The organism is Pradoshia sp. Z4_20 (assembly GCF_058216035.1).
In genome coordinates this window covers 915,897-931,866 of the sequence record NZ_JBZAJD010000001.1, presented here as the reverse complement: position 1 = coordinate 931,866, position 15,970 = coordinate 915,897, and the positions used below count along the sequence as shown (strand labels likewise).

Below are 15,970 nucleotides of genomic sequence, written 5' to 3'. Positions count from 1 at the left end.
ATGGTCCTAGTGGGTTCGATTCCCACCCCGAAATTTTTTGATATTACATTAAAAAATTTCGAGGGGAAATCGCAGTTAGCGGCTGCCCTCATACGGAGGGATCTGTATGTTGAAAAAACGTGATTTATCTGATTGTCCTGTATTGTTTGATTTAATGATTCACCCCGATGTCTTCCCCTTTGTGCGCCATAAAACGCATCAATATGAAGAATATCTCTTTCTTACTAAACAAATGATTGAAGCTGAGGAGCGTGGCGAACTGATTTCACGTACCATTCTCGATGAGTGGGGAAATCCAATTGGCACGATAACGCTTTATGATGTATCCAATCAGGCTGGCTTTTTAGGTACTTGGTTAGGGAAACCCTATCATGGAAAAGGATATAACCAATTGGCTAAACAGCATTTCTTTGAAGAATTGTTTTTTGAGCTTGAGATTGAAACGGTCTTTCTGAGAATAAAGAAAGAAAATATTCGTTCTTTTAAAGCAGCTCAAAAGATGCCCTATACTATGCTTGCAAACGAAAGTCGAAAAGCCTTATATGAAGAAATCAACTCAGGGGAGTATTCATTTGATTTATTCGAGATAACAAAGGACCACTTCACTTTATCACAAATGCGACAACCAGCAGAGGTGTCTGTATTTGATATAAAAGAAGCTTAAAAAAGGTGTTATGCATAGTCTGCCTAATAGACTGTGCATACACCTTTTTTCGTAATAGCGACCCTTATTCTTTTGTTATCTTTTGCTGTTCGTATAATTTTCTCAAGATATATGTTTTGTACAACTCCAGCTTTCTCCGTTCAACAGGATGCCTTCTTATACCATTTTCTTTTAGCTTGGCCACATACCAACCCTTCGAACCTATGTATGCCATTCTCTCCTCACTCCACTCTGTTTTATTCGTTATACAATATATGAGTGATTCTAACTAATATGACACATAACTGAATAAACATAATCCAGCCAATTTAAGTAAAAATTAAAGTTTAAAAAGCAGAATTATTTTGTGGTATAATTTTTTATTGTCATACTTACTTTATACGGGGGGCATGGATATGAATTTATCTATTTTTACAAAGAGTAACTTTTCAAGAATAATTTCGGTATTCCTCCCGATATTAATTACACAGCTGGGACTGTTCGCTATCAGCTTTTTTGATACGTTTATGTCCGGGCAAGCAAGTCCTAAAGACCTAGCTGGAGTAGCCATAGGCACGTCTATATGGAGTCCTTTCTATAATGGACTTGCCGGCATTTTACTGGGAGTAACACCAATCGTCGCCCACTTAATTGGGGCTAAAGAAAAAGCGGATAAAATTCGCTTTTCTGTTATGCAGGCGATTTATGTAGCTGTCGCAATGTCCATCATTCTAATTGGCGCTGGTGCTTTAGTGCTTAAACCGATATTAACAGGCATGAATCTTGAGCCGGATGTTTATCAAATAGCCTATGGTTATTTAGTTGCTTTGGCATTCGGAATCTTACCAATTATGATTTACAATGTACTTCGTTCATTTATTGACGCACTAGGGAAAACTACCGTCTCCATGCTAATCACCCTTATTGCGATCCCAGTCAATGTGGTACTTAACTATATGTTTATCTATGGAAAGTTAGGTGTTCCGGCATTTGGCGGTATTGGTGCAGGAATCGCTGCATCAATTACTTATTGGGTTATCACTCTGGTTGCAGCAGTGATTATCATTAGATTACAGCCTTTCTCCGGTTTTGGCATTTTAAAATCATGGCCATTGCCCGTTTTTAAGGAATGGGTTGAATTAATGAAAATTGGATTCCCAATAGGTATGTCCATCTTTTTTGAAACCAGTATCTTTGCAGCAGTTACGCTGGCTATGAGCTCATATGATACGATTACGATTGCATCACATCAGGCTGCCATGAACTTCTCATCCTTCTTGTATATGGTACCACTTAGCTTTGCGATGGCATTGACAATCATTGTCGGCCATGAGGCAGGTGCCAAGAACTATAAAGCAGCTAAAGAATATTCAATACTTGGTGTTTTTTGTGCGATTGGTTTTGCAGGCATTAGTGCTATCTTCTTATTTATTTTCAGAGATTATATTGCTCTTCTATACACTAAAGATCCTGTGGTAGCTTCATTAACAGCTCAGTTCTTAATTTACGCCATCTTCTTCCAGCTTTCCGATGCTCTTCAGGCACCAATCCAGGGTGCTTTGAGAGGCTATAAGGATGTGAATATCACGTTCTTTATGTCCCTGTTATCCTATTGGATTATAGGGCTGCCACTTGGCATATTCCTTGCTAATTATACCGACCTTGGAGCATTTGGATATTGGATTGGATTAATCTCCGGCCTAGCTGTTGGGGCAACTGGTTTAACATTGAGATTGTTATACGTTCAAAAAAGAAAATTTGTGCACACTTCAAATAGCTAACCATACAAAAAGTTCGCTTGAATAAACCAAGCGAACTTTTTTATTTACTATCTATTACGATGATTTTTCAGACAAAGTTACACATACTAAATTTTCAAGGTCAAGCTGCTTATCTGGTTTTTGATAAAACATCCTGCCCACCTGTTACTGGAATAACCGTTCCTGTAATAAAGTCAGCTTCTTCTGCACATAGAAACGAAATGACACGTGCGATATCACCGCCAGTTCCAGGCCTTCCAACCGGAACATTTTCTGATACTATACCTTCTTCTACACGAAAGCTTTCCTTCCAAGGATCCACAATATCCCCTGGACAAACCATATTGGCTGTGATTCCATACTCCGCCTCTTCCAAAGCCAGCGTTTTTGTCAAGGAGGTTAATCCCGTTTTGGAAGCAGCAAAAGCAGAACGGTATTTCCAGCCCGGAGCGTGGTCTGACTGATCAAACCCCATGGTAATAATTCTTCCCCATTTATTCACTCGCATATAGGGAATAACCAATCTGGCTAAGTAAAACATACTCGATAAATTCCCATTAATAAGATATTCCCATTCTTCTTCCATATATTCCATCATTGGTTTACGTTCCTGTATATATGGACCAGCATTATGTATCAGAATATCAATTCCACCACATAATTCATAGCATTGATGAATTAGTTTGCGATGATGATCTTGAACTGTTACATCATATGGCAAAGCATAAGCTTGCACGTTGTAGTTTTGAGCTAATTCCTGCATATCTTGGATGGCACTGTTTTGATTAGTACGATAGGTCGTAATGACATTTATCCCATCCATAGCTAATTGCCTTGCTGTAGCTCTGCCCAGTCCTCTTGCTGAACCAGTAATTAAAGCCGTTTTCCGAGTCAACTTCTTCTCCCCCTACAGGCAGTATTTACTATCTGTATTATACATTGAAAAATGACATTTCCGTTAATCAAAAGCTGACTTCTGCATTAACGACAATTACCCTTATCGCATATAGTAAGTTAACCTAATATGTCTCTTGAAAGTCGAGGTGATCAATTGTTTCCGTGGAGCCTTTTTCCCAAAAATCAAAACCAAATGCCAGATTGGATGAAGTTCCTTAATCAGCCAGGTATGGAAAAGCAGATGGAACAATTATTCTCCATGCTATCACCTGATCAATTAGGAGGAATGATCAACCAACAATTTAAATCAAGTCCAGAACCAGATGAGCAAACGGTGATCCATTCAAAACATTCCGTAGATATTCTGGAAACACATGATTATCTTTTCATTAGAATCCCAATAAAAGAGGATCATTTACCTAACGTTAAGGTATACCATACTTCTACAAAGCTTCTCCTATCCGGTTTACCCCCGGATCCAGAGGAGAAACACTCTTTTCATCTACCTGCTCCGGTAAAAAAAAAGGGAGCGAAATCTTCATATCGGGATGAAATCCTGGAAATCATTCTCTTTAAGGTGAATGAATCAAACTATTCAGAAATTTCTATTCCTGAATGGTAAAAAAACTGGCTTGGATGACAGGGCCAGTTTTTTACTATCCTTTATTTTTCTCCCTGTAAAAATACAAGAACTTTATCTCCCGGTTTCCCATTGAATGCCACCTTCATATATTTAAGCCTGTTAGGGCAATCCAATATTTCTAATTTACCCTGGTTAACCAATCGCTTTTCAATCAAAGAGGCATAAATCGTGTTATCAGGGCTTACTGATAAGGAAACATGGATTCCTTTATCATTTGGATTTGCAGTTGCAACCGTAAAATACCTGAATTTGTGGACATCAAAAATGATATGTGCATTGCCATTTGATTTAAAAAACAACTCTTTTTTTATATTAACAAATTCATGATTTTCCCTTTTTATATGCGCATTATTATTAAACTCTCCAACATCCAATCCTGCAATCTCTTTTATCCTGAATTCTGTTTGATTATGCGTTTCAGCGGTATATTGTTTTTCTTCCCTATGTAATTTGTACACCTGAGATGGTTCAATTACCTTTTTATCATTCTCCTGAATTGTCAAGATAGACCCTTCCTTTCTATCGATGCATAACGTAATTAACTATATGTGTATGCATCAATCTTTCGGAAAAGAAGGCATAAATGAATTCTTATCAGTGTCTACTTCTATAACTTTTTGACCAATAGAATATTTAAAATTTATGTCACTCATTTTTTATACAATGTTATCACTCTCCTGGAGGAAAACCTCTTCATTTAGACTGTAACTGTTCTAAACATGCTTATTGTGCTTACCTGACCAGTTTGTATTATAAGGAGTACAACATATAATGGGGCATTGATCCTACTTGGAGTAAATGTCTCGTTAACCATATTTCTATTTCCGATATTAATGCTCCGATGACTGTCCATTTAGCCGAATAAGGCAAGATAAAGGAACAATCACACAAACATACATTTGAAAATTTCTACCCTAAGATATTCGCAGATTTCTTCTATTTATACGATTCTATTTTTAATAATTAGGCTCTGTTAAAGTCTGTTGTTGATAATTTGATTAACAGGAACTGATGTTCTATAATAGGTTTAACTATATAAAAGTTGGTGATGAACGTGAGAGCAACTGATATTCTTAAAGCCATTCAAAAACTAAATCCAGCAGAAAAGCACCGACTACGAGAGTATTTAATTGATGTACTTACTGCATCTTCTTCGACAGGAACTGTTCTGCAAGAAATATCTGAACGCAAAAATAAGAGCGGTTATCATTGTCCTGACTGCGAATCGGAACATATCGTTCGGTATGGAACATACTCAACGATTGTTGATGGCGATGAAGTAGAAAAGCAACGTTATCGCTGTAAAGCGTGTAAAAAGACATTTACTGACCTAACAAATACTGCTCTATATCGAACACGCCATCTCAATCAATGGATTAAATTCATCGAATGTATGATAGAGGGATATTCTCTGCGTAAATCTGCTGCATTAGTTGGTAATGTTACTCACGTTACATTGTTCTACTGGAGGCATAAACTCTTATCATCATTAAAACAAATTGAAATATCTAATTTTGAAGGTATCGTTGAAATGGACGAGACCTATTTCCTATACTCAGAAAAAGGACAAAGAAAGATAAAAGACAGAAAACCCCGCAAACGTGGAGGTTCCGCTAAGAAACGGGGTATAAGCAACGAACAAGTTTGTGTCTTAGTCGCAAGAGACCGTGAAAAGATGACTTTTTCGCGGACATTGGGAATGGGTCGATTAACAAAAGAGCAGTTAGACAAAGCTATCGGACATAAACTTTCAAATGAAAATGTTTTATGCACTGATTCTTGGCGTGCCTTTAAAACATATGCTGCTGAAAAAGGGATGGATATTTATCAATTCAAGTCTGATGGTAAGGTTCGCACAAAGGGACTATACCATATCCAGAACGTTAACAATTATCACCGAAGGCTTAAAGGATGGATACAACGTTTTAATGGAGTTGCAACTAAATATCTGAATAATTACCTTACTTGGTTTCAGGTGTTAGAATCCATCCAACATCAAAGGAATCCTATTACTATGAATGACTTGATGATTAAAGGGAATTTAATACAAAATATCGAAACGTATGATACGCTTAGGTTATCTAGATTCACGATATAAACATTACTGTTTGTTCAACTAACGAAGCAGTTTAGCTCAATAAGGGATTTTAATGGTAAACTATTACAAAACGAGTTGGAATGGAGGAGATTGGATTGGTCTTTGTTGGAATAGCAATTCTAATTGTGATAGTTATCTCTACCAGTACAATAGAAAAGAGTTTAAAGTCGATTGAAAAACAAAATGCTAGGGTCATAGAACTTTTAAAGGAAATACGCGATAAACATTAATATATCTTGTTTCAAAAACGAGGTAGTTTAGTTGAACAAGAACTGTTACAAATTGTTGATTGGAGTGATTACTATTAATAAAAGATTTCTATTTCTTTATCTATTTATATTTAGTTCCCTCATTGTATCTGGATGTAATCTTGATGAAAACTACATAATCAAATCGAAAGAAAAAGATAAGTACGTATTATATGTGGCTGGAGATGAACTTGATGGTTCAGAATTTGAACAAGAAGGCATTGATTATGTAAGTGAAATAACCAATGCAAGCTCTCTTGAAGCCGCACAAGAAATTTTACCATCTATTGAATTTGTTGAGGACAAACCAAATTATCTTGCATTTGATCACAAGGGACTACGACATCAAACTACTAGCTTAAACGACCTTATTGACTTCTTAAAAAAGAATCCTCTCTAATAACACAATGAGTATATAAACAATAAATTTATTTTCAACTAACGGGGGCGTTAGTAAAATTAAGCAAATATTATAAAACGGAACTTCCAAATTAGGCAGTTCCGTTTTTATAAGTGATATCAACATTGAACTTTAACAGAGCCAATAATTAAAATGATTCACACAGACTGTTTCTTATATTTTTCGCTTTGTAAAGCAAAGAAAACCCAAATTATCGTAATTAAAGTTACGTAACCTGTGCTATTTTCAATAGGTCTTCCAATAACCCACGCAATTATGTCTGCACTTAATAAAGCTAAAAAAGTAAGGGTGATAATAAGAATAACGGAATGAATTAACAGTTTAGTGAATCTAATCATTGTTAGTTTTGGGAAGTTAAACATTTAAAAACGCCTCCTAATAATAGAGTTAGCACAAATATTCAGTAATAAAAGAAGATTATAAGATCATCTAACTTTAATGATTAAGGTACCTATACCTACAATCCAAATATACGCAAAGAAAAAAATCCATAGATAAAGAATTGAAATCGACTCATTTCCTAAAAGTGTGAATACCGCTAAACCCATCAATAAGATAGCCAAAGTAATATGTGATGCAAATGCAAAAAAACGGAAAATATTATGTATGACTCGTTCATCTGCTTCAGGTAAGTTATCCTTTTTACGTTTTTGTTTAATCAATTGTATTACTGTCAAAATGATAGTTGCTGCAAAACCACCCATAAGCACTTCATATGGAAATTCACCTTGAAAAAAATAAGCAAGAAATGAACCTAAAACAGCACCTATAAACGTACAAATAATAATATAGAATGGTGTCCATTTTTCCATAATCCTTCTCAAGTTTTTTCTTTCTTTAACAATCATTCGTCATCCCCCTCTAAAATAAAAATCTCTTCAATGGAAACCTCAAAATACTTTAGTATTTTTAGTGCAAGTTCAAGGCTGGGATTGTACTTATTTTTTTCAATTGCAGTAAGCGTTTGTCTAGTAACTTGTAAATCCTCAGCCATTTTTAATTGAGTAATACCTTTTTCTTTTCTAATTTCACGAATATTATTTTTAACGGGAATACATATCCCTCCTTTAGATGTAAATATATCTTTACATAATTTTATACCAATAAAATCCAAATATGTAAAGATATATTTACATAATTAGGCTTTATTCTATTTATTCAATATTAAAAACTCATCGTATATACACCTACAAAGGTTATTCTAGCAATGAATTAAGTAAATAGGTTTCTTACTTTTATAGGATATCTTTGTGAAAATTGCCTTAAACTATCTGGTACGTAAACAGAAAAAGGAGACAGCAAAGAAGCTGCTCCTCTATTTCAAACTATTAGCAATCATGGTTACGAAAGAGTAATCATCCTGAGATCATCCATTAATCGTTAATTAACAACAGTAAATTCTTTCTTTGGCATTGCATGCATTCCTCTTGCTGTCACATGAGGGATCATATAATAGTCCCCTTCCTGAGAGAATGACTTTTCAAGACTGTATATACCATCCTTTTTATGCTTAACGGCAATTTTTTCTTTTTCCGAACCATCCTTTTTGCCAAATTCAAATTCGACAGATTCAGCATCCGTCACCTTATCATTCCCCTGTGTTACGGTCACCTCAAAAAGTACATTTTCATTCACTATGGCCGCCTCAGGTGAAAGTTTTACCTGGACATCAATGATAGCTGGCATTTCTTCATCTGCTGCTTTGTCCTGACATCCGAACAGGATTATTACTGTGATCATACATAGACTCAAAAATAATACATTCTTTTTAAACAACTTAATTCCAACCCCTTATCATTCACAATCCACTAATTCTAATCATACTCCAAAACTGGAATTAGAGACCAGTAATTAGTTGAAAAATTCCCCAAATATTCAGGTTTTCTCTTTCTCATTTTTTTCTTTATTCCCTACTTGTATATTTCTGGATGAGGTTACAAAACCTATACTAAAAGGAGGTTAGACATGTGAGCCATCCATATTGTTGTCCAAACTGTAAAACAAACCGGTCACGTTTTAATGTGATTGAACAAACTCCCATTTACGTGAAACTTGATCCCCAATCAGGCACTGTTATTCAAATGTACGCAGACGATGAATTAGACGCCTTTCATTTACCCTATAATGGACCTGTCAGAAGAATCCAGTGCGCTGCCTGCGGTTTAATTGAAGATGAAAAAACATTTATTGCATTTGGTGAACGCTCGTTTAAATAATGTTGATTCAAAGCACATTCATATTCTTTCCTGAAACATTAACCAAAAAAATCGCCTCTCCTGGAATGGAGAAGCGATTTTTTTATTTTATATCCTCAGCCAATTTTTTCTTAGCTGCTTCTAGCTGTGGATCTTCTTCAGTAATTTTATTTCTTAATTCATTCATTAATTTATTTGTGGTGTCTCCCTGGATCACACCTGTTTCTTTTAAATCATGATCCTTTTGGAACTTTTTAACCGCTGTTACAGTGTTCTCATCAAAATATCCATCGGCTTTACCTGGATTATATCCAAGTGCTTTAAGCATTTTTTCAGCATTCTCAACTTCTGGCGACATTTTTGAAAGCTCTAGCTTTTCCTCAGGATCAATAAACGATAAATTTGCATAATCAGGCATTTTGACAGTAATGTCCGGCTTGATGCCTTTTTTATGAATCCAGTTGCCATCCGGTGTCAGCCATTTTGCATACGTAAACTTCAAATTGGATCCATCTGTGAAGTCCATTGCTGATTGAGCAGTTCCCTTCCCATATGACTTCACACCAATAATCGGAATATCAGCAGATTCATTTAACGCTGCAGCCACTATTTCAGAAGCACTGGCACTGCCTTCGTCAATTAGTACAGCCGTTGACAATTTAAATTTATAACCGGTATCTGTCGCTTTTGCTACTTGTTTATTCCCGCTGCGGTCTTCAATCTGTACGAGATTTTCACCGGCTGGAACAAACATATTCGCTATTTTTTCAGCTTGGTCAAGCAATCCGCCCGGGTTTTGTCTTAAATCAAGCACAATTCCCTTCATACCTTGCTCTTCCACTTCACGTAATACTTTTTCAAGCTCTTCAGCTGTATTCTCAGAAAAGCTGGTTATCTGTATGTTTGCAATATCATCCGTTAAGTTCTCTTTATAAACTGTATTTACAGGAATTGTATCACGTATTATTTTAACGTTCATTGTCTTACTTGCACCGGGACGCTGGATTACTAAATTAACCTCTGTCCCTTTTTTCCCACGGATTAAGAGCACGGCATCGCTGGACGACATCCCTTGCAGGCTTTTATCATTTACTTTTAAAATAATATCACCCGCTTTTAATCCTGCTTTCTCAGCAGGTGCACCTTTTATCGGTGAAACAATTACAATTTGTTCATTTTCTGACATTATTTCTGCCCCAATTCCCTCAAAAGAAGAGGAAATGCTTTCATGAAAGCTGGCGGCTTCTTCTTGTGTCATAAAGTCCGAATATGGATCATCAAGTGATTCTACCATTCCATTAATGGCACCATCAATTAATTTATCGCGGTCCACTTCTTGGAAATAACTATTTTCCAAGGTATCCATAGCACTTTTGATTTTCTCCATATCGTTTTTAGATCCGCTAAGCGGAATCTTGATTCCTGATGTTGATTGTTGTGTGTTATCCATTATGTACCTTGTTGCAAAAACACTAAGGATAATGAGTAAAGCTGATCCTAAAATAAGATAAATCCATCTAACTTTAATATAGCCCTTCGGCTTGTTTGCTTGTTCTTGATCTTGTTCTGAATCCAACTGGTTCACCACTTTCACTGAACTATACTGCCTTAAAATTAACTATATTATATCAGAACTCCAAATGATATCCTACTCTGTTGCCAGCTGGATGTATTCCTCCAAGGTCAAGCCGCGTTTTTTCATATCAGTGGCATAGGCTTTTCCCACATATCTAATATGCCAGGGCTCATACATATACCCTGTTGTTTTCTCGTCACCCTTTGGATAGCGGATGATGAATCCATATTCTGCAGAATTTTGGGCAAGCCATTGTCCGGCTGTTGTAGAGCCAAAATCTTCATTAAGCTGATAATTATTCTCTGCACTCGATACATCCATTGTTAGACCTGTTTGATGCTCACTCTTACCAGGCTCCGCTACCGATTGTTGGGCATACTCTATACCGGATGCTTCAATTTCCGCATTATATAGCTGTACCTGTCTTTCATAGGAACGAAAACCTGACACGGCTGCTAATTGTACTCCCTCTTCATTGGCTGCAGTAAACATCTTCTCAAGCGCCTCTGCAGCTTCCTTTCTCATCAGCTGTTTTTCATGCTCTCCTATAAACGAAAAAGTAACATTGGGTTTCACCAAATCATCTGCTCGGTAACCAATCGGCAGACTATTTTCTTTATTAACCAACACAAGAATATTATCAGGATTTTGGATATAGTTCACTCCATCCTCAACCTTAATATCATTTAAGAATTCAGCAGCCAGATTCACACTATTATCATCCTCTTCCGACCCTTGATTCCCTTGTTCATTTCCAATCGTTTGCTGCGTATGGTTCTCATTCTCTTCTTTTTTCGATTGATCTGTGTCAATGGATAAATCATTACATGCTGTGAGTAATAAAGCCGTTGCCATCATCATCCCAAGAAGTATCTTTCTCATTTCTCGTCCCTCACAATTCTCTCTCTCTAGCTGTTTATTGTTTCAAAAAAAACCCATTAAATCAGCCTATGTTATTTATTATTTTAGTAACTTTTTAAATTGATATGTTTTTAAGTTTTGTTTGTATTATACTAAGTTTCTGAAGATTCAAACAGGTTGTTAGTCATCAAGGAGTGTACTATTTGGTCACTCGAATACATTTGCTTTAAATAGTGATATATTGATTTTTCCGCCAATCCTTTTCAAGTATAGCTGAAATGTTCCAAACCTGCTCGGTTTTTTTAAAAAATCTAAGTTGATAATCCAATACAAAAATTCAAATAATACATCAATAGTACAATTATAAAAAAAAGCTCTGGTTTTCACCAGAGCTTTCTTGTTTTTATAATATTAAGATTCAATAGCAGTATTTAAAGCAACTTCGATCATGTCATTAAATGTCGTTTGTCTCTCTTCAGCTGTCGTTTCTTCACCTGTAAGGATATGGTCACTGACAGTAAGAATGGATAATGCTTGTCTGCCATATTTAGCAGCTAAAGTGTATAACGCAGTGGTTTCCATCTCAATGGCTAGGATGCCATATTGTGCCCATTTTTCATGGTCTGCTTTATCATTGTAAAATTGATCTGCAGTAAATACATTACCAACTTTTAAATTAAGGCCTTTTTCCACACCTGTGTCATACGCCTTTTTTAATAAGCCAAAATCAGCTGTAGGGGCAAAGTCGATTCCATCAAAAAGTAATTTATTCATATTGGAATCAGTTGATGATGTCATGGCTAAAATAACATCTCTCACTTTTACATCTTTTTGAATCGCACCGCATGTTCCTACACGAATTAATTTTTGTACACCATAGCTTTGCATCAATTCATTTACATAAATAGAGATGGATGGAATTCCCATGCCTGTCCCTTGAACAGACACTTTTTTCCCTTTATAAGTCCCAGTATAACCAAACATGTTTCTAACTTCATTATAACAAACAGGATTTTCCAAAAATGTTTCAGCTATATATTTTGCTCTCAATGGATCTCCCGGCAATAGCACAGCTTCTGCGATTTCGTTTTCTTTAGCGCCTATATGTATACTCATGTTTGAATATTTCCTCCTTTATGTAAAGACAAAAATGTCTATATTCAACTATAACTATACCATAGGCTTTTTAAAAAGATAAAGTTACCGATAATTCAGATTTTAACAAACGTGAATTCGGTTCACTACAGCCCAACCGCCAGATTGAAGCTGGTAATAACTCTTTTTCTCGTACTTATCCCCGATCATAATGATATCACCACTTGATATGGTTCTTCCCTTATAATTCTCAGGTATTAAATCTCTTATATTAAACTTTCTAAACAATTTATTAATGACTTCCGTATGACTTTCTCCATCTATGTAGCCTTGATATACCTGTTTATATCCTTTCTTATCCCGAGGGTGTTCTGTTTGAAAAATGGCGATTTCATATTCTCTTCTTCGCAAAGCCGACCACTTTAAAATTCTTTGTTTAAGCATAATTTCCCTCCTAATACGTTTGTTATTTAAATTTACCCTTCCTATAACAAATTCCTGCAATGAAAAACTTCTAGTTTTGTCGAATCCTAAATTTATGAGTTTTGGCCTAGTCTTTTCTTATAAAGTATGCTGTTAAATGCTTACACCCCTGTGGTTAGAGAACAATTTACAATCTGCATATATTTGTTGAATCAAAAAACAGACCAGGAGAAGTCTGTTTTTTGTTTAGTGAGGCTCTTTTTTCTCTCTTGTTGTTTGATCGGCCACTAATTTTTCTAGTTTTTTTATAGCAGTTTTCATCACTTTCCCATAGGTTTCATCACCAAACATGTCACGTAAAATTCGATAATCATTATAAATATCGAGAAGATGATTAATTTTCTCTTGATGATCAGACTCCTGGTTACCATTTTTATTTAAATGTGCGAGCGGTGAGGGCTCTGTTAGTTTCTTATACTGATTTGATTTCAATTTTTGATTAAGAGCATGTTTCTTCAAAAATTGTTCTGCATCTTTCGCATCTGCAAGAAAAATCAAATCATCCTCATTGCATTCTAGCCATTCATTGTCTGTAATTCTAGATAATTCATAAATAATATCTTCCCACGATTCTTCTTTATATCTCCAAATTTCAGTTCGAAACCCAATGACTTTAAAGATTTCCTTTCCATACCCTTTCACTTGCACTAAATCTCCAAAAAAATACTTGTAATCAATATTTACATGTTCTGCTTCAAATAAAAGCCCTTCAAAATCCTCAACAAGCATTAAGGATGATTCCGTAAATACTCCATCAGCACCTTGGACCTCATATACATAGGTTTGATTAAATTCCTGAACAGACTTCACTTTACCCACGATTCCGTTCACAAGTATGACTACTGAATTACCAATTGCAAACTTCGGTTTATTACGCTTGCCCATTGCTGCCACCCCTCGCAGTTCGGGTAGAATTTTTATCAGTATATGCAGCTCTTTAATTGAGGGGAAGCCTATTATTTAAACTCTTTTAGCCATCTTCCCGAAAAAACAATACTTGATTCAGTAAAAGGATTAAATTGGGGAAAGATTTATATTTTTGACTTTGGCTTAATTCACCGATTTAGACTGGATTTGTGACAGAGTTAGCTGCTTTCTTCCTGTCCCCTACTGTATTTACAGTAAATCAATTGTTACCCATTCTATGACTGTCGGAAAAAGACATAGTTTTTAATTTCAACTAATACAATCTTTTTCGTAAAAAAGAAAAGCAATCCACTTATTCAAGTAAATATGAATAAGCAGATTGCTATGAAATTTTCATGCGATAGTTAAGTAGAAATATCTTCATCGGAAGGAATGGTTAGAATAACGCTCGTTCCTTCTCCTTCTACGCTTGTTACTTCAAATGTACCTTTTAACTCTTCCATGATTTTCATGCTCGTTGCCAGTCCTAATCCGGTACCATTTTCTTTAGTCGTAAAGAATGGGGTACCAAGCTTGGATAACGTTTCTGCTGGAATACCCGGTCCATTATCCTTAATGATTAATTTCATTTTATTCTCAAAACAATCTGTTAAAATGCTGATCGTTCCGCCATCTTTCATAGCATCTCGAGAATTTTGGATTATATTTAAAATTACTTGATAAAGACGATTTCGATCTGTATAAATGATTCCTTCATGATGAATATCTTTTAATATTGTAATATTATTTTTATTTAACTCCGCTCTTTGCAGTAAAATAATTTCTTCAATCAACTCAGTAACTGAATATTTTTTCAAGAGTAATTGATATGGTTTTGATAGATTCAATAATTCGCCGACTATTCTATTCATACGGTTTAATTCTTCTATAATGATATCAATATAATTTTTAAATATTTTTTCATCATAGGGATGATCTCTTAATAGTTGGAAAAGCCCCCGAATCGTCGTAATAGGATTTCTGATTTCATGGGCTACCCCGGCCGCTAATTGGCCAACATATTTAAGCTTCTCCGTTCTGAGAATCTCCTTTTCCCGTTGTTCCAAGGTTTCTATCATGGAAATAAAGGCCCTATTAAGTACATTTAGCTCATGATATGTACTTTCAATTTGGTTATATTTTTTTCCGTTCGTATATCTCTCCACACCTTCTGCCATCCTGACAACAGGCTTAACTACTGTTTTAGATATATAATAGACAAATAGTAAAATACCAATCAGCAGTATTAACCCTATCATTAGATAACGATCAATTAATTGCAGCAATGGAGCATATACAACTTTTTTACTAGCTTCGGTAACCACATACCACTGCTCCTGGGCATCAGTTCTTTCCTTGATTGGTTTCACAGCAAATAACTGCTTGCCATCCTTAGATTGAATTAATTCATTTTGCTTATCAGAGTAAATCAATTCATCTAGTGAAAGATTATTTTCCTCCAGAAAGTTTGTTTTCATAATATTATCTTCATTTTGCTCTGATACAATCCAGCCCTCGTGATTAATCATAAAAGCTGTATAAGGAAATTTTTCACGCTCAAGTGTTAAATTGGACTCTATCGTTTTCCACAGATGAAATAAATTAAATGTTGGAGCAAATACTCCATTTATTTCATTATCATTCGTATAAATTGGTGTGCTAATCAAAAAAAATGGCTTTTCACGATCTAATTTATACACTTTAGACAAATACTGAATGCCTGCACTTGATTTTTCGAAGGATTTACTATTTATAAAATAAGGAGTGATATCATTATACTCCTCCGAGGGAATTACATCCCCGTCCTTATTAACATAGATATATCCAGAGTAAATCGGCTTTGATTCAACATATTCCTTCAAAAAATTCAATGAATGCGTTTTATTGTCACTTTCTATATCGGTATGCCGACTTAAATAAACTAGATCACTGATTCTCTCATCTATAAAACGATCTGTTGTATCTGCCGCATGGTAAGCGGCCGTTCGCAATGTCATTCTAACTTGATTTTCAATTAACGATCGCTGGGTCGAATACGAAATAATCCCAAGGCATAGTAAAGGAACCGTTGAAATAATAAGAGAATAACTTAACAAACGGGTTTGTAATCGAACTGGCATAGGAACACCTGTTTCTTTCTGTTA

General features: G+C 35.4%; 18 protein-coding genes. 6 read left to right on the top strand and 12 right to left on the bottom strand.

Translation table 11 applies throughout. The features are described from left to right. The first annotated feature begins 106 nt into the window (after positions 1–106). Entirely contained in the window at positions 107–664 is a 558-nt protein-coding gene (locus tag AC4BHP_RS04545) for a GNAT family N-acetyltransferase (RefSeq protein WP_490551407.1), read from the top strand. A gap of 64 nt (positions 665–728) precedes the next feature. On the opposite strand, the gene AC4BHP_RS04540 is transcribed toward AC4BHP_RS04545, so the two are convergent. Then, positions 729–878 (bottom strand): YflJ family protein, encoded by a 150-nt coding sequence (locus tag AC4BHP_RS04540; protein WP_077248137.1) that lies wholly within the window; start codon positions 876–878, stop codon positions 729–731. A 181-nt stretch (positions 879–1,059) separates the two neighbouring features. Here AC4BHP_RS04540 and AC4BHP_RS04535 point away from each other — a divergent pair, with 181 nt between their 5' ends. Next, the gene (locus AC4BHP_RS04535) at positions 1,060–2,424 is read left to right on the top strand and encodes an MATE family efflux transporter (protein ID WP_490551402.1); all 1,365 of its coding nucleotides are present in this window, start codon (positions 1,060–1,062) and stop codon (positions 2,422–2,424) included. A gap of 109 nt (positions 2,425–2,533) precedes the next feature. Here the strand turns inward: AC4BHP_RS04535 and AC4BHP_RS04530 are convergent, their stop codons facing one another. Continuing rightward, positions 2,534–3,298, bottom strand: a complete 765-nt coding sequence (locus tag AC4BHP_RS04530; RefSeq protein ID WP_066107081.1) for an SDR family oxidoreductase — start codon at positions 3,296–3,298, stop codon at positions 2,534–2,536. 129 nt (positions 3,299–3,427) lie between these two features. Between AC4BHP_RS04530 and AC4BHP_RS04525 the strand changes: the two genes are divergently transcribed. After that, complete coding sequence (locus tag AC4BHP_RS04525; RefSeq protein ID WP_490551399.1) at positions 3,428–3,922, top strand: Hsp20/alpha crystallin family protein; 495 nt, start codon at positions 3,428–3,430, stop codon at positions 3,920–3,922. Positions 3,923–3,963: 41 nt separating this feature from the next. Here the strand turns inward: AC4BHP_RS04525 and AC4BHP_RS04520 are convergent, their stop codons facing one another. After that, positions 3,964–4,446 (bottom strand): DUF6385 domain-containing protein, encoded by a 483-nt coding sequence (locus tag AC4BHP_RS04520; protein ID WP_490551397.1) that lies wholly within the window; start codon positions 4,444–4,446, stop codon positions 3,964–3,966. Positions 4,447–4,991: 545 nt separating this feature from the next. Between AC4BHP_RS04520 and AC4BHP_RS04515 the strand changes: the two genes are divergently transcribed. Beyond that, positions 4,992–6,041, top strand: a complete 1,050-nt coding sequence (locus AC4BHP_RS04515) for an IS1595 family transposase (protein ID WP_490551393.1) — start codon at positions 4,992–4,994, stop codon at positions 6,039–6,041. 261 nt (positions 6,042–6,302) lie between these two features. Further along, positions 6,303–6,689, top strand: a complete 387-nt coding sequence (locus AC4BHP_RS04510) for a hypothetical protein (protein WP_490551390.1) — start codon at positions 6,303–6,305, stop codon at positions 6,687–6,689. Positions 6,690–7,135: 446 nt separating this feature from the next. On the opposite strand, the gene AC4BHP_RS04505 is transcribed toward AC4BHP_RS04510, so the two are convergent. The 3 genes from AC4BHP_RS04505 to AC4BHP_RS04495 form a co-directional block, all read right to left on the bottom strand. Continuing rightward, positions 7,136–7,558, bottom strand: a complete 423-nt coding sequence (locus tag AC4BHP_RS04505; protein WP_490551389.1) for a hypothetical protein — start codon at positions 7,556–7,558, stop codon at positions 7,136–7,138. After that, positions 7,555–7,764: a helix-turn-helix transcriptional regulator gene (locus AC4BHP_RS04500; RefSeq protein ID WP_490551660.1), complete on the bottom strand. Its 210-nt coding sequence runs from the start codon at positions 7,762–7,764 to the stop codon at positions 7,555–7,557. The genes AC4BHP_RS04505 and AC4BHP_RS04500 overlap by 4 nt, the downstream gene beginning before the upstream one ends. Positions 7,765–8,090: 326 nt before the next feature. Next, positions 8,091–8,450, bottom strand: a complete 360-nt coding sequence (locus AC4BHP_RS04495) for a FixH family protein (RefSeq protein ID WP_490551388.1) — start codon at positions 8,448–8,450, stop codon at positions 8,091–8,093. A gap of 227 nt (positions 8,451–8,677) precedes the next feature. Here AC4BHP_RS04495 and AC4BHP_RS04490 point away from each other — a divergent pair, with 227 nt between their 5' ends. Further along, complete coding sequence (locus tag AC4BHP_RS04490; RefSeq protein WP_066107097.1) at positions 8,678–8,926, top strand: DNA alkylation repair protein; 249 nt, start codon at positions 8,678–8,680, stop codon at positions 8,924–8,926. 82 nt (positions 8,927–9,008) lie between these two features. Here AC4BHP_RS04490 and AC4BHP_RS04485 read toward each other — a convergent pair whose 3' ends face one another. From AC4BHP_RS04485 to AC4BHP_RS04460, 6 genes are all read right to left on the bottom strand, one after another. Next, on the bottom strand, positions 9,009–10,490 hold the full coding sequence (locus AC4BHP_RS04485) for a S41 family peptidase (protein ID WP_254654731.1): 1,482 nt from the start codon (positions 10,488–10,490) through the stop codon (positions 9,009–9,011). A 63-nt stretch (positions 10,491–10,553) separates the two neighbouring features. Further along, entirely contained in the window at positions 10,554–11,363 is an 810-nt protein-coding gene (locus tag AC4BHP_RS04480; RefSeq protein ID WP_490551385.1) for a M15 family metallopeptidase, read from the bottom strand. 390 nt (positions 11,364–11,753) lie between these two features. Then, positions 11,754–12,458 carry a purine-nucleoside phosphorylase gene (deoD, locus tag AC4BHP_RS04475; protein ID WP_148629813.1) on the bottom strand — a complete coding sequence of 235 codons (705 nt, stop codon included), beginning with the start codon at positions 12,456–12,458 and terminating at the stop codon, positions 11,754–11,756. Positions 12,459–12,560: 102 nt separating this feature from the next. Then, the gene (locus tag AC4BHP_RS04470) at positions 12,561–12,881 is read right to left on the bottom strand and encodes a YodL domain-containing protein (protein ID WP_066107108.1); all 321 of its coding nucleotides are present in this window, start codon (positions 12,879–12,881) and stop codon (positions 12,561–12,563) included. A 225-nt stretch (positions 12,882–13,106) separates the two neighbouring features. Further along, positions 13,107–13,805 (bottom strand): germination protein YodN, encoded by a 699-nt coding sequence (locus AC4BHP_RS04465; protein ID WP_066107111.1) that lies wholly within the window; start codon positions 13,803–13,805, stop codon positions 13,107–13,109. Positions 13,806–14,191: 386 nt separating this feature from the next. Beyond that, entirely contained in the window at positions 14,192–15,946 is a 1,755-nt protein-coding gene (locus AC4BHP_RS04460) for an ATP-binding protein (protein WP_490551384.1), read from the bottom strand. Between the last annotated feature and the right edge of the window lie 24 nt (positions 15,947–15,970).